The 13,557-nt window shown below is 59.1% G+C and carries 13 protein-coding genes; 4 read left to right on the top strand and 9 right to left on the bottom strand.

The annotated features are described in order from the left end of the window. Positions 1–177: 177 nt before the first annotated feature. The 5 genes from ruvB to pdxT form a co-directional block, all read right to left on the bottom strand. The gene (gene ruvB, locus ACP3TE_RS16065; protein WP_105661370.1) at positions 178–1,227 is read right to left on the bottom strand and encodes a Holliday junction branch migration DNA helicase RuvB; all 1,050 of its coding nucleotides are present in this window, start codon (positions 1,225–1,227) and stop codon (positions 178–180) included. A 26-nt stretch (positions 1,228–1,253) separates the two neighbouring features. Next, on the bottom strand, positions 1,254–1,871 hold the full coding sequence (ruvA, locus tag ACP3TE_RS16060) for a Holliday junction branch migration protein RuvA (protein WP_105661371.1): 618 nt from the start codon (positions 1,869–1,871) through the stop codon (positions 1,254–1,256). Between the two features lie 108 nt (positions 1,872–1,979). Continuing rightward, positions 1,980–2,579 carry a crossover junction endodeoxyribonuclease RuvC gene (gene ruvC, locus ACP3TE_RS16055; RefSeq protein ID WP_105658276.1) on the bottom strand — a complete coding sequence of 200 codons (600 nt, stop codon included), beginning with the start codon at positions 2,577–2,579 and terminating at the stop codon, positions 1,980–1,982. Between the two features lie 3 nt (positions 2,580–2,582). Beyond that, positions 2,583–3,341: a YebC/PmpR family DNA-binding transcriptional regulator gene (locus ACP3TE_RS16050; RefSeq protein ID WP_105658275.1), complete on the bottom strand. Its 759-nt coding sequence runs from the start codon at positions 3,339–3,341 to the stop codon at positions 2,583–2,585. Between the two features lie 3 nt (positions 3,342–3,344). Further along, entirely contained in the window at positions 3,345–3,956 is a 612-nt protein-coding gene (pdxT, locus tag ACP3TE_RS16045; RefSeq protein ID WP_105661372.1) for a pyridoxal 5'-phosphate synthase glutaminase subunit PdxT, read from the bottom strand. A gap of 159 nt (positions 3,957–4,115) precedes the next feature. On the opposite strand from pdxT, the gene ACP3TE_RS16040 reads away from it, so the two are divergent. Next, positions 4,116–4,949, top strand: coding sequence for an aldo/keto reductase (locus tag ACP3TE_RS16040; protein WP_426734238.1), 834 nt, complete (start codon positions 4,116–4,118; stop codon positions 4,947–4,949). A gap of 43 nt (positions 4,950–4,992) precedes the next feature. Then, the gene (locus tag ACP3TE_RS16035; RefSeq protein ID WP_426734236.1) at positions 4,993–5,628 is read left to right on the top strand and encodes a DUF6226 family protein; all 636 of its coding nucleotides are present in this window, start codon (positions 4,993–4,995) and stop codon (positions 5,626–5,628) included. A 1-nt stretch (position 5,629) separates the two neighbouring features. Here ACP3TE_RS16035 and ACP3TE_RS16030 read toward each other — a convergent pair whose 3' ends face one another. Continuing rightward, positions 5,630–6,847, bottom strand: coding sequence for a CapA family protein (locus ACP3TE_RS16030; RefSeq protein ID WP_426734235.1), 1,218 nt, complete (start codon positions 6,845–6,847; stop codon positions 5,630–5,632). A gap of 76 nt (positions 6,848–6,923) precedes the next feature. Here ACP3TE_RS16030 and ACP3TE_RS16025 point away from each other — a divergent pair, with 76 nt between their 5' ends. Both ACP3TE_RS16025 and ACP3TE_RS16020 read left to right on the top strand, forming a co-directional pair. Further along, entirely contained in the window at positions 6,924–8,936 is a 2,013-nt protein-coding gene (locus tag ACP3TE_RS16025) for a M3 family metallopeptidase (RefSeq protein WP_426734233.1), read from the top strand. Beyond that, positions 8,936–9,703 carry a GNAT family N-acetyltransferase gene (locus tag ACP3TE_RS16020; RefSeq protein ID WP_426734231.1) on the top strand — a complete coding sequence of 256 codons (768 nt, stop codon included), beginning with the start codon at positions 8,936–8,938 and terminating at the stop codon, positions 9,701–9,703. Before ACP3TE_RS16025 ends, ACP3TE_RS16020 begins: the two co-directional genes overlap by 1 nt. Positions 9,704–9,776: 73 nt before the next feature. On the opposite strand, the gene ACP3TE_RS16015 is transcribed toward ACP3TE_RS16020, so the two are convergent. From ACP3TE_RS16015 to ACP3TE_RS16005, 3 genes are all read right to left on the bottom strand, one after another. Beyond that, positions 9,777–10,337: a dihydrofolate reductase family protein gene (locus ACP3TE_RS16015; protein WP_426734229.1), complete on the bottom strand. Its 561-nt coding sequence runs from the start codon at positions 10,335–10,337 to the stop codon at positions 9,777–9,779. Between the two features lie 1,259 nt (positions 10,338–11,596). After that, entirely contained in the window at positions 11,597–12,253 is a 657-nt protein-coding gene (locus ACP3TE_RS16010; protein ID WP_426734226.1) for an RloB family protein, read from the bottom strand. Next, complete coding sequence (locus ACP3TE_RS16005) at positions 12,250–13,506, bottom strand: AAA family ATPase (protein ID WP_426734223.1); 1,257 nt, start codon at positions 13,504–13,506, stop codon at positions 12,250–12,252. Before ACP3TE_RS16005 ends, ACP3TE_RS16010 begins: the two co-directional genes overlap by 4 nt. Between the last annotated feature and the right edge of the window lie 51 nt (positions 13,507–13,557).

The raw sequence follows: 13,557 nt of genomic DNA, 5'->3' as shown, positions 1-13,557 counted from the left end.
GCTAACGAATTGTTGCGATTTGATCTGAAGTTCTGGGATGCTGTTGCGGCTATTTCTGGCGTAATACAGCAAAGACGCCCCACCTCGCCCCGAAACGGGCATAGGTCGGGCGTCTTTAGTCTAATGCGTCACGGTGAACCGGCAGACCATTTACGCGGGCAGTGAAGTAATGCTTGCCTAATCCTCATCGTTTTCATAGCTTTGCGCACTGGCGAAGATCGCATCCTTTGGCATCGCCAAGCCCAAATGCGCCCAGGCTCCGGGCATGGCAATACGACCGCGCGGGGTCCGGCCCATCAGCCCTTCGCGCACCAGGTATGGCTCTGCGACGGTCTCGACGGTTTCGGTTTCTTCACCCACGGCGATGGCCAGGGTCGATAGCCCCACCGGTCCCCCGCCGAATTTGGTGCATAAGGCTTCGAGCACACCCCGGTCCAGGCGATCAAGGCCACGTGCATCGACCTCGTACATGTCCAAGGCGGCCTCGGCCGCTTGGGCATCGATCTCTTCGAGCTTATGCACCAGCGCCCAGTCACGCACGCGGCGCAGCAGGCGGTTGGCGATACGGGGCGTACCGCGGGAGCGTCCGGCGATCTCGGTGAACGCGGCCGAAGTGACGCTCAGATCAAGCATCATGGCCGAACGGCGCAAAACCAGTTCAAGCTCCTTGACCGCGTAGAACTCCAGATGGCCGGTGAAGCCGAAGCGGTCACGCAACGGGCCGGGCAATAGTCCGGCGCGCGTGGTTGCGCCAACGAGGGTGAAGGGCGGAAGCTCCAGCGGAATGGCCGTGGCGCCGGCGCCCTTTCCGACGATGATATCTACGCGGAAGTCTTCCATGGCCATGTAGAGCATTTCCTCGGCCGGCCGGGACATGCGGTGGATTTCATCGAGGAACAGCACCTCGCCTTCGGTCAACGACGAGAGGATCGCGGCCAAGTCACCGGCATGCTGGATGGCTGGGCCGGAGGAAATGCGCAATGGCGCGTTCATCTCGGCGGCGATAATCATCGACAAGGTGGTCTTGCCCAGGCCCGGCGGGCCAGAGAGCAGAACGTGGTCCGCGGTGCGTTCGCGGATTTTCGCTGCTTCAAGCACCAGCGAGAGCTGCTGGCGCACTCGGGACTGGCCCACGAAGTCGTCGAGGTTCCGCGGGCGCAGGGCCGCTTCGATTACCCGTTCCTCGGGTTCGCTGCCGGCATTCGTGAGCCCGGTGGAGTCATTCATGATCAGTTGATCCTCTCGCAGACCGCTTAGGCGCGGGTTCCGCTGGACATGCTGCGCAGTGCAGCACGCAAGATTTCTGCGACGTTGCCGGTGGCAACGACATCTGGATCAGCCTTGGACAGCGATTTCAGGGTGCTGGTTGCATCCTTTTCGCTCCAGCCCAGGCCGGTCAGCGCCTCGATCACCTGCGGTTCCCAGACGCTCGCGTTGCCGCCGCCGGAAACCGGGGCCACTGGCGCGCCAGTCGGGATCAGCTTGCCGTTCAGTTCCAGCACGATGCGGCTCGCGCCCTTGGGGCCAATGCCCGATACCTTGGTGAAAGCGGCGGTGTCCTTGGTGTTCGCCGCGATGCGGACTTCCTCCGGAGAGTGCACCGCCAAGATGGCCAAGCCTGTGCGCGGCCCGATGCCCGATACGGAAACCAGGACCTCGAAGACATCGCGTTCCTCAGCGGTGGCGAAGCCGAAGAGGGTCATCGAATCCTCGCGGACCACCATGGAGGTGAATACCGTAGCCTCGCGTCCTGCCTGCAGGGTGGACAGCGTCCCGGGGGTGGCATTGACCAGCATCCCGAAGCCGTTAACGTCAATTACCGCGGTGTTCAGGGCTACCGCCTGCACGGTGCCGGTCAATGAGCTGATCATGCCACTCCTTGGGATATATGTTCGATCGAACCCAGTTTATCGAAGATACCTACGAATATCGATCCGCCGCGTTCCCCGGTGGGTCGGGGCCGCTGCCGTGCTGGCCGGCTAGCGGCGCACTGCACGGCGCTTGGCCGACGCCTCGGCGGCAATCCACGCCTGCTGCGCACCGGTCAGCTGCGACGAACCACCGGCATTAGCCGCGGAGGCCGAGGCATTCGAGCCGGTGGCCGCACCGCGCCAGCCGTGGGTAATCGCCAAGGCCACCGCATCAGCGGCGTCGGCAGGCTTAGGCGGTTCATCGAGCCGGCAGATCTTGGCAACCATCTTGCCGATCGCCGCCTTGGTGGCCTGTCCCGAACCGGTAACCGCCGCCTTGACCTCGGTCGGCGTGTGCAGGGCCACGGGTATTCCGCGTCGCGCTGCCGCGGTGATGACAACACCGGTGACCTGCGCGGTGCCGATGACCGTGGAGACGTTCGCCGATGCGAACACGCGTTCCAAGGCGAGCACATCGGGCTGATGCAGATCCAGCCATTCGTCGATGGCGTTGGCGATCTTCAAGAGCCGGGCATCGAGCGGAGTGCCCGGAGGGGTGCCGGCGACGGTGACGTCGACCAGCGAAACTTGCCTGTTTGCAGCGACGTCGACCACGGCAAGACCGCAACGGGTCAGGCCGGGATCGACGCCAACAACACGTAAGGCCAAGCCTTACTGCTCTTCGTCCAGCGCGGCGCGAACCTCGTCGGACAGATCAGCGTTGGTGTAGATGCCCTGGACATCATCCAGTTCTTCCAGCGCGTCGTAGAGCTTGAGGAACTTGCGAGCTCCTTCAACGTCCAGGTCGACCTTCATCGATGGAATGAATTCCATTTCGTCGGACTCGTAGGCGATGTCCGCTTCATCCAGCGCAGCGGCCACAGCGCGCAGGTCCGAAGGGTCGCAGACGATGGCGAAGTTCTCGTCCTCGTCCATGATCTCGTCGGCACCGGCGTCCAGCACGACCATCAGCAGGTCGTCTTCGGTCAGCTCGCCCTTGGGCAGGCGGACAACGCCCTGGCGGTTGAACAGGTAGGCGACCGAACCCGGGTCGGCGATGGTGCCGCCGTTGCGGGTGATGCCCACGCGCACCTCGGAGGCTGCACGGTTCTTGTTGTCGGTCAGGCACTCGATCAGCAGGGCCGAGCCCTGCGGGCCGCGTGCTTCATAGATGATCTCGGTGTAGTCGACGACCTCGCCGGTCAGGCCTGCGCCGCGCTTGACGGCGCGGTCGATGTTGTTGATCGGCACGGAGTTCTTCTTGGCCTTGCTGACAGCAAGTTCCAGTGCCGGGTTGCCGGCCATGTCGGCGCCGCCGGCACGGGCGGCAACTTCAATGCCCTTGATGAATTTTGCGAAGGCCTTGGCGCGCTTGGCGTCGATCGCGGCCTTCTTGTGCTTGGTAGTTGCCCATTTGGAGTGGCCTGACATGCTTTAAGCGTCTCCTCGCGTGAGATTGATGAAAAATTGGTGGATAGCGGTGCTGCCGGTGACTTCCGGGTGAAAGCTGGTTGCCAACAATTTTCCCTGGCGTACTGCAACAATTCTACCCTGTTCGTGATCCGTCCCCGCTTGAACGGTGCTGATCACTTGCACGTCCGGGCCAATTTGCACGGCTTCCGGTGCTCGGATGAACACCGCTTCGAGATTTTGCCCGTTGAAGTCCAGCTGGTGCTCGAATGAGTCGATCTGGCGCCCGAACGCGTTGCGCTTGACCGTCATGTCGATGCCGCCGAAGCTTTGCTGTACCGCGCCATCTCGCGAGATGGCAGGGTTCTCGATGCGATCGGCCAGCATGATCATTCCGGCGCAGGAGCCGTAGGCTGGCATGCCTGCTGCGATGCGCTCCTTGATGGGACCAGCTAGCCCGTAGTTGCGGGACAGCCGGTCAATCACCGAGGACTCGCCGCCGGGAATCACCAGCGCGTCAACCTGCTCCAAATCGACGACGGTGCGCACCATGTGCGTGCGCTGCCCGAGCCGTTCCAAAGAGGCCAGATGTTCGCGGAAATCCCCTTGCAGAGCGAGGACGCCTATTTTCGGCATGGTTCTAACCTTCATGGTGTTCAGTGGTTGGCAGCACGAAAAATGCGCCGAAATAACGTTAAACCCAGAGACGCCGTGCGCCTGTTTTGTTTCCCGGTGTGTCGCGGATTCTTCGACGCCGCCTCCCGGCAAGTGGCGGAACTTGGTAGGTTCAAGGACATGATTGCTGATATTTCTTCCCTCGAACTTGCCGGCGGCGTGAGCATGCCCTCGATCGGTTTGGGCACGTGGCCCATGCGTGGACACGAGGCGGCCGCAGCGGTGCTGTCCGCCCTCGACGTGGGCTACCGCCGCATTGATACAGCGGAGAACTACGAGAATGAGGACGCCGTGGGCAAGGCCCTGGCACAGAGCCGGCTTCATCGCGATGAAATTTTCGTAACCACCAAGTTCAACAAGCAATGGCATTCGGCCCAAGGCGTGCGCCAGGCATTGGAGAACTCCCTGGACCGCTTGGGTCTTGGGTATGTGGATCTGTTCTTGATCCACTGGCCCAACCCCCAGCAGAACACCTATGTCGAAGCCTTCACTGAGCTGGGCAAACTAGTAGACGAGGGCAAGATCCGGGCTGCGGGAGTCTCGAACTTCAAGCCCTACCAGCTGCAGAACGTCCTGGATTCGGGGCACGTGCCGGCGCTGAACCAGATCCAGGTTGATCCTGAACGGCAAAGCGTCGAATGGCAAGGTTTCAACACCGAGCATGGCGTTCGGACCGAAGCCTATTCCCCGCTGGGACGCAAGAAATCTGGATTCCTTTCACATCCTGCCCTGGTCCGGATCGCCCAAGCGCATGGGAAGAGCAGCGCGCAGGTGACCCTGCGCTGGCATGTCCAGTCCGGGCGGGCCGCGGCACCGAAATCGGCAGACCAGCGGCGGCAGAGCGAGAACCTGGACATTTTCGATTTCCAGCTCACCCAGTCGGAAATGGCCGCCATCAATGCCATGGATACTGGTGCTGGCCCCTTCACCGATTCGGATGAGTTCGGGCACTGAATTCCCGCAATACCTGCATGCGGCAGAAACGGAGAACCCAAACATGATTCACGGCTACCAGCGCCCAGATATCGAAGTGGCGGATTACTTCGACGAGCACGGTGCGCTGATCCCCTATGGCCAGCGCTGGGATGAGCGGCCTCCAGCGGAGAGCTATTCGCTGACCTCCCATGTGCAACGCTTTGCCCCGGTGCCGCAGGTAGCCCAGGCGTTGCTGGATTGGCTGCGCGAGCAGTTCGAGGTGCGTTGCTTCGAAGATCCCGGGCTGGCCAGGCAAATGCGGATTCAACCGGGCCATGTGGTGCGCTCTGTTCGCGTGTTTCCGTTGGATTCGCGCTGCGCGCCACTGGGCATGGTCTTCACCACGTTTCCCGCGGCGCATCTGGAGCTCGGTGCGTTGTACCGCGCGACATTTCCGCCGTGCGGCTGCGATGGATGCGACGAAGTTGTCCCCGAAATCCTTGAGGACCTCGAGATCCAGGTCGGTGCCGCCGTGTCCGGAGGATTCGGCGAGTTCCTGGATCGAGGCATGGACTGCCTCGTGCACTGTTTCGACGTTGACGGGACAGGATTCGGCGAGCAGTCCCGCGGCCTCGAAGACATATCGCCGGCACGGCTAGCCAGAGCACGCGCAATTCTTCCCTCAAGCCGCGTGTGGGCACCTTGGCCATTGCGCTAGGTCAGTCCAGCGTCCACTTTCGAAGTCCGTCGTCGAATGCGCCATAGGCATTCACTGTGGCCTCGCTGCGCTTCAAGGAGGCTTTCGCTTCATCTTCCCGAATGCATCCAGCAGCATCGAAAACTTGGCACCAGGCCACAGGTTCATTTGAGAGCTGGTGCGGAACCCACCGCAATTCGCTGACATCCCATTTGCCGGGCCCTTCCTGGGTAAACGTTGCCTTCACGCTGATGCCTTCGCGGTTGAGAATGGTTGGTGTGGCGTGTTTTGCCACGGAATTGCCCAAACCGTAGACGATCCAGGTTCCGTCGTGCTTCTCAATGGGCAATACCGAGTGGGTGTGGTGCATGTAGATGAAATCGAAGACACCGGACTCTGCCAAGGCTCGACCGAGCCTTTTCTGGGACGCTGTCGGTTCGGTGCTGTATTCAGCCCCATCGTGCACGGCAGCCACGACGATGTCCGCTCCCGCCTTGCGCGTTGCCTTGCCCCTGGCGATCAGTTGCTGCGCATCCACCCCGGTATCGACTTGCCAGTCAGCTTCTTCCGGCAAGCCATTGAGCGAATAGGTGCTGGTTACTACACCGAGCTTCACACCTTCCATGTCCAGGATCGATGGCTTCTCGGATTCTTTTTCACTGCGGTAGGAGCCGGTCGCGAAAAGCCCATTCGCTTCCAGGGCGTCCAGCGTTCGCTCTACTCCGGCCGTCCCGGCATCTACCGTGTGATTGGTGGCAGTGGTGCATCCGTCGTAGCCAATAGCGCCGAGGTCGGCCAGGATTCGATCAGGGACTGTGAACCGCGGATACCCCGAATACGGAGGGACGCCAATCGGTGTTTCCAGATTGCATAACGCCACATCTGCGTCCTGGACATAGGGTGCCAGGCCCGCAAGCAAGGGGCTGAAATCGTAGTCGCCGCCGTTGCCCGTTTCCGCTCCAGCCGCTTGCTTCGCTTCATCCAATAGCTGCGGATGCAGCAGTACATCGCCGGTAACCATCAGCGATAGCTCTTCGGGCGCCGAGGGTGCGGCCGAGGCATCCGCTATGGCTGAACTCGGAGCCGGTTCCGGCGAGGCAGGAACGCTGGCCTGGACGGAAGGCTGCGGGGCTGCTGGTTCTGCGTTGTCGCTCGGGACTGCAGAGCAACCGCCAATCAGCAATGCGGCCAGCAGCGTTGAGCTCAGCGGAAGAAATGCAGGCAGTGCACGTTGGGGCATGCATCGAGCCTAGCTCAGCTGGGCATCTGGGGTGTAAATGCAAGCTAAATCACGTTTTCCATGAAAACCTAGGCCTATGCAAAACCCGCTTCTGACTCCCAGTACCAGGCCCTACCAATGGCCAGCCTTCGACCAGCTCACCGCTGAGCATTATCTGGAGGCAGTCCGGCTCGGCGCAGCCGAACAGCGTGAGGAGCTGCAGCGCATCATCGACGAGGCCCAGGCTCCCACTTTTGAGAACACTTTCTTGGCGCTGGAAGCCAGCGGGCAGACCCTGCGCCGTGCGCTCATGACGTATTTTTCGGTGATTTCTGCCCACGGCACCGAAGATCTGCGGGCGATTCAGTCGGAGATTTCTTCGATCTGGACCAAGCAAGAGGATGAGATTTACCTAAACCAAACCTTGTACTTGCGTCTACAAGCTTTGAATTATGAGGGTCTCCAGGGTGAAGATGCCCGCCTAGTGGAGCAAACGCTGAAGAATTTCCAATTGGCCGGCGCAGGCTTGGGCGACGCCGAAAAGGACCAGTTGAAGGCACTAAACGCCAAACTCGCTGAGCTTTCCACGCAGTTCGCTGACCTCGTCCTGGAAAATCAGAATGCCCACGCTGTGCACTTCGACGACGCTGAGGAACTCGCAGGTCTTTCCAGCCAAGCGATCGAGTCCGCTGCGCAAGCCGCCAAGCAAGCAGGCCACGCATCGGGATACTTGCTGACGCTGGTTTCGCCTACCCAGCAACCGGTCCTGGAGTCGCTCGCGTCAAGCCAGTCCCGCCGCAAGGTGTTCAATGCCTCGATCAGCCGTGGCACCGAAGAAAACGCGACCATCCATGTGGCCGCCGAAATGGCACAGCTTCGCGCCGAGCGCGCCGCTCTGCTCGGATTCGCCAACCATGCAGAAACCGTGCTCGCCCAGGCCACTGCACCTTCCACCGCTGCGGTGGAAGAACGACTGGCCGAGCTAACCAAGGCCGCCACCGCTAATGCCCGCCAGGAAGCCGAGGTGCTGGGCAAGATCGCCGGTGCCGAAATCAACGCGTGGGATTGGAAATACTTCTCCAACCAGGTCTTGCGTGAGGAGTACTCGGTGGATTCCGAGGCACTGCGCAACTACTTCGAATTAGACCGGGTCCTGGTCGATGGGGTCTTCGCGACCGCTACCAAGCTGTTTGGCATTACCTTCAGCGAGCGGTTCGACCTTCCCACCTACCACCAGGATGTTCGCGTCTTCGAAGTTTTCGACGCCGACGGCGAGCCGCTGGCGCTCTACACCGGCGACTACCTGACCAGGAATACCAAGAAGGGCGGTGCATGGATGACCAGCCTGCGCGATGCCGCCTCGTTCCTGGACGAGCGGCCAATCGTCACCAACACCTTGAACATCACCCCGCCTGCGCCGGGTGATCCGGTTCTGCTGTCCATGGATGAGGCAAATACGCTGTTCCACGAGTTCGGCCATGCGCTGCACGGGATGTTCTCCAGCGGAAAGTACGCTTCGCTTTCCGGCACCTCGGTCCCCCGGGACTTCGTGGAGTTCCCATCGCAGGTCAACGAGATGTGGATGCTACACGAGGATGTCGTATCCGGTTATGCCGTCCACCACCAGAGCGGCGAAGTGCTGGAAGACGCGCTGATCGAGAAGGTCCGCGCAGCTTCGCTGTGGGGCCAGGGTTTTGCAACGACTGAGTACCTCGCTGCCAGCGTCCTGGACTGGGCATGGCACACCATCAGCGCCGGGACTGTCATCGAAGATCCGCTGCAGTTCGAACAGGACGCACTTCAGGGCGCCGGCTTCGACTCCGCAATGATTCCGCCCCGCTACCGCACCGGTTATTTCCAGCACATTTTCGCCAATGGATACTCCGCTGGCTACTACTCCTACATCTGGAGTGAGGTGCTCGATGCCGACACTGTGCAGTGGTTCGAGGAAAATGGGGGCTTAATGCGCGAAAATGGTAATCGGTTCCGTGAGGAACTGCTTTCGCGCGGCAATACGCGCGATCCCCTTGAGTCCTACGAATTATTCCGCGGCCGCACCGCATTGGTTGAACCGTTGTTGCGCCGTCGAGGATTGGTGAACGCAGAATAATGACCACTATTGCCTCCGCACAGGAAGCACTAAGCCACTGGCATCAGGCACTTGCAGTAGCCACCGGCGGCAAGATCTTTACCACCCACGGATGCTCATGGGCATGGCAGCCAGTACGCAAGCGGCTGATCCTGCTGTTCCCCGAGCAACCAGAACAGGCGGGCCTGCGTCCGGCGCTAGCCGAAGGCCACCGGCTCGGTGCCCGGCGCGTGGAAGCTTGGGTTAACTCTGGAGCCCACGCAGATGAGCTGAGGGCGACCGGATTCTCCGATAATGCCCAGGTTTCCTGGCATGCTGGCCCATTGGCCATTCCAATGGATCGTTGGACCGGCAAGATCCGATTGGGCAATAACGTGCCTGAGGCCACCGGCGCTGATGCGGCCGAGCTGAACGTGACGAACCTATGGCGCGAGACCAGCACCCAGCTCTCCAGCGGGCATCCGGCATTGCGTCGCGTCGAGCACGCCTTGGCCCGTACCGACGAGGGAGAGATCGTGGGCCGGGGCTTTGCCCAGCAGGGCCTGAACGGCCAGCTCATGGTGCATTCCTTGGCCGTGGGCAAGGAACATCGCCGCCATGGCGTTGGCACTGCCCTGCTTCATGGCCTGTCGCGTTCAATGATCAATCCGCTGTCGCCGCCAGACGATGAGGTACCGCAGGAACTGCTCGCTGCGGCCACGCCATCGAGCGCCGACTTCTTCAGCGCCAATGGGCTCAAGCTCCTTGGGCGTGGACGCCACATGATCTTGCGCTCATGGAACCAGTAGCCAACCTCTGATAACTAGAAAGCTCAGCCGGTCACCGGACGTTCCGTGACCGGCTGAGCTTTCTCGAATGGCCTTACCGCGATTTGACGACTCGATAGACAAGCCGGGCGAACGGTCCGGCTTGTCGCGCTTCAACCAGTTCGAGGCGCTCGCTGGAAATAGTTCGTGGCAATACGGGCGCACCAGACGATAGTGCGGCCGGGGCCACAGTCAATGCCAAGACATCTAGGGCATCGACATCCAGGAATTGCCCCAGCAGTTCACCGCCGCCAAGTACCCAAACATTCTTCTCCCCCGCGCTGTCACGAATTACCGGCAAGAACTGCGCAACGGGCCCGTTCACCAGCTGCACATCAGCCCCTTCTGGAATGGGCAACTCTCTCGAAGTGAAGACATAGGTCTTGACCCCCGGATAGTACTCATGCCACTTTTGCGGATTTTCCATGAGCTGTTCATTCTCGATCATCCACATATAGGTGTTCGCGCCTTCGACATGCACACCAACGTTTTTGGGCAATAGTTCCTTATCAGGTTCATGGGACCCCGGAACGTCAAAGAGCCATTGCAGGCTATGGTTCTCGTCGGCCAAGTATCCATTGAGAGTGACCGCGGCATCGAAGATAATCTCGCTCATGGCACATAGTCTGCCACAGGAAAATTGCTCGTGGCTCCGGGGTGCACTTCGCTACCGGCATGCCTGCTCCAGAGCTGCGCCACTAGCAGGTCGCCATCCGAAGTCCCGCCGGCTCCGGAGTCCGACCGGCCGCGGATAGCGTGCAGGCTCCGGTCGAGCAGTAAGTGATCGGGTTGCGCCATGGTACTCGCGATTCCAGGCAGCGAATCTGGTTGGGCGGGGCCGGAGACGGATTGCTGCTCGTAAACGCACCACCTGGAATTAGTTGATTCACGCTGGTTGAAAAGAACACTTGGCGGCAAAGGCTAGATCGCAGTCTCTTGCCGTATCGGGCCCCGGCAGCACTACCGGCAGCACAGAAGCAGCGAGGCCGGAGAAATGGACTGATCTGTCCACTTCTTCGGCCTCGTCATCAGCTACTCAGCGCAGTTCCTACCATCCGTGCTCCGAAAGGCGGTGCGGCACCGGCACATCGGCAACGCTAAGATTGAGGGGCAACTACTCGGCCGCGTCAAGGCCAGAGGCTTACCTGATAAGTGTTCGCAGGGCTACACCACCGTATGAACTGCTGCTAAAGAGTACCCAGCCGTCCGCATGTCATATGCATTCCCTGAGACAGCGTTTTGAATAGCAGACCAGACAAAAGTTGCTCGAAAAATTCATGAACTTCTCGTGCACAGCAGGGGCCAGAGTCTACAGGACCCATCGCGCCCAAAATGTTGAGACGATTCGGGAAGTTGCCTGACTTCACACAAAAGAAATAATGAAAAACTGGAGACTTCCGAGGGACAGTCTCCACCGCTCAGACGAGATCTACTATGCCGTAGACCTCATGCGCCGCGCTGTCATCCAAGCTAACTGTACCGGCATCGGTTGCGATAACGGCGATGGTGATGTCGCGCGATTTCACTCGTTTCCAAGAAATTTCGTATCTAGGCGCTCGTGGGAGCACAACGAGCTGACGGAGTATAGGAAATCGTGCCTGACAGATTTTGCGTCGAAACTATTTTCTCATCCAGATTAGATCCCTGCCACACCTTCGTCTCAACTGATGCAAAAGGGAAACATGCTATCCAGGTGCTGTACAGTAAGTTCGCGTCTCTATAAGGTTCAAAGACCAATGATGCACGACAAACTGAAGAGCCGCCTATCCGATAACGCACCCCCATAGTCGAACAGCGGCAAACTCCGGGAAATCAAAATCGCTGGACTAGATCAATTGCTCCAAAAAGGGGCGTCGACGCCCAACCTAATACTTTTTATACCGACAATTTGCTGTCACTCGCCTCTTTCATTAACTGGTGGACGAGTTTATACATCGTTGATGATGGGTTATTCTCGGGGAATTGAGTGTCGTCGTCTTTATGTTTGCTGTCGAGCTTCTCGGCACGACGCATCGCTTGAGTAAGTTGGTCCATATATCGGTCTTCATCGACTTCTTTGCCCGTTGACGCGTCCAATTCTCTGCGTCGACGGATCGCTTCATTAGTAGTAAGGTGAGCAGTCGCACTTTCGAAGTGCAGGATCAACCACAGCTCGAAGCATGGATTGCTTACAGCAAGCCCTATGTCGTTTGCACGCGCGGTATCAATTGCGGCACTTAAATGCTTGTCACGTTTTTCCGGAGGACTCTCGACATCGAACACACACCAGAAATGGTCGATGTCTCCAATTCCACGCTTCTTGTCATCTCGAGCACGTTGTACCAGCGTGTAAGGCGTGGCTCCCGACTCCTCAATCACAATTTCGACAGCCGAGCCGTTCGCAATATCGGGGTGATTTAGTAGCGCGTGGACATAGTCAACCTCCGTCACTTCGCCTTCCGCATAAATTCGAAAGGTCGCATTCGCCTGACGCGTTCCCTGAACACGGGTGAGTGGCTTATTGGTCTTCTTTCCGCGATTGCGCGCGCTCATGCGATCAAACCCAGCGCGCGCAACACCGCGGGCTGGCTAACGTCGGGGAGGGCACCGAACCTCCCGCTGAGGTACTGCGCTTCAACGTTCGAAGTCCGCCGGACCCTAGCGCCAGAGTATTCGGCTAGAGCTGCAAAACTAGTTTCACCATCCGCATTCTTCTCCGTCAACCAAATCTCGTCACGATTCAAATCGTTTAGCAGGTTGGTGTCGTGCGTCGTAAAGATCAACTGAGCACCACGCGGGTTCGAAGATGTAGACTCGAACATACGCACCAGCTGTGATGTGAGGACCGGGTGCAAGCTTGCGTCAATCTCGTCGAATAAAGCAATACGACCATTCTTGAGCGCAGCTAATACCGGACCAATCAATTCAAACCACGCGCGAGTACCGATTGATTCATTGCGATAGTCAAAAGTCTTACGTTCGCCTTTGGACTCGTGCACAAGCATCGGCTCCTTACGCGTCCAATTAGAACTTGTGCTGTCTCGAGTGCCTCTGGATACTTCGTCAATCTCGACATCGGTGATACCGAGGTCAGCTAGCTTCAACATCGCAAGAGCTTCCTCACGCGTCGAGTGAGATTCGACTTCGAATAGTGCAGGCTGTTCTTGCTGGCCGGCAGCAAACAATCTCAGTGTCGCGCGGTAGCCGAAATTGGTGGAGCCCCGGAGCGGCTTACCAAGAACTTGGATACCGACCACAGCATCAACGAATGCGCTGACTTCATACACGTCAAATTTGCGCATTGCAGAGAGAGCAAGCGTCCGTTCTGTGAGAAGTGCGCGTGCTCCGCTAAGTCGTCCGAGGCCACGCTGGATCTCGAGCTGCTCCCCATCACGTTCGAAGACTCGTCGTTGGCGTCCCTCCGGATAGTGGAACAACGCCTCGTAGGAGACGCGCTGCGCACCAATGTCTAATAAGTACTCATAACGAACACCGTCGATCTCCATATCCAGTATGAAGGACATGTCTTCTGATGCAGCCTCGCCAAAAGCGAATGGTTCGACAGGAATTGATTCTTCCCAGCCTCGTAAAGAATCAGCAACTGCATTACGTAACCACATGAGTGCAGAGAGCATATTCGACTTGCCCGAAGCATTCGGGCCAAAGATGCCGGCAGCAGGGACAAGCGATGCTCGGATACGTTCATGGCGACGTGCCTCAGCTCGGTCTTCGTCGACCGCCACCATCGAGAGCTCCGCGGACTCGCGTATAGATCGGAAGTTCTCGACCTCGAACCGGATGAGCATACACACCTCCAACAATTAAGTAACCTGTTCCGACGCAAGTCTACAGATTTA

This window comes from Glutamicibacter sp. 2E12 (assembly GCF_050030965.1).
GTDB lineage: Bacteria > Actinomycetota > Actinomycetes > Actinomycetales > Micrococcaceae > Glutamicibacter.
The sequence above is the reverse complement of the archived record's forward strand: the minus strand, read 5'-3'. Positions and strand labels throughout refer to the sequence as shown.

Excerpts from the sequence above, each read along its gene's own strand:
- ACP3TE_RS16005 (WP_426734223.1), bottom strand. The coding sequence starts at position 13,506 with ATGCTCATCCGGTTCGAGGTCGAGAACTTCCGATCTATACGCGAGTCC.
- ACP3TE_RS16020 (WP_426734231.1), top strand. The coding sequence starts at position 8,936 with ATGACCACTATTGCCTCCGCACAGGAAGCACTAAGCCACTGGCATCAG.
- ruvA (WP_105661371.1), bottom strand. The coding sequence starts at position 1,871 with ATGATCAGCTCATTGACCGGCACCGTGCAGGCGGTAGCCCTGAACACC.
- ACP3TE_RS16040 (WP_426734238.1), top strand. The coding sequence starts at position 4,116 with ATGATTGCTGATATTTCTTCCCTCGAACTTGCCGGCGGCGTGAGCATG.
- ruvB (WP_105661370.1), bottom strand. The coding sequence starts at position 1,227 with ATGAATGACTCCACCGGGCTCACGAATGCCGGCAGCGAACCCGAGGAA.
- ACP3TE_RS16030 (WP_426734235.1), bottom strand. The coding sequence starts at position 6,847 with ATGCCCCAACGTGCACTGCCTGCATTTCTTCCGCTGAGCTCAACGCTG.
- ACP3TE_RS16010 (WP_426734226.1), bottom strand. The coding sequence starts at position 12,253 with ATGAGCGCGCGCAATCGCGGAAAGAAGACCAATAAGCCACTCACCCGT.
- pdxT (WP_105661372.1), bottom strand. The coding sequence starts at position 3,956 with ATGCCGAAAATAGGCGTCCTCGCTCTGCAAGGGGATTTCCGCGAACAT.
- ACP3TE_RS16035 (WP_426734236.1), top strand. The coding sequence starts at position 4,993 with ATGATTCACGGCTACCAGCGCCCAGATATCGAAGTGGCGGATTACTTC.
- ACP3TE_RS16050 (WP_105658275.1), bottom strand. The coding sequence starts at position 3,341 with ATGTCAGGCCACTCCAAATGGGCAACTACCAAGCACAAGAAGGCCGCG.
- ACP3TE_RS16015 (WP_426734229.1), bottom strand. The coding sequence starts at position 10,337 with ATGAGCGAGATTATCTTCGATGCCGCGGTCACTCTCAATGGATACTTG.
- ACP3TE_RS16025 (WP_426734233.1), top strand. The coding sequence starts at position 6,924 with ATGCAAAACCCGCTTCTGACTCCCAGTACCAGGCCCTACCAATGGCCA.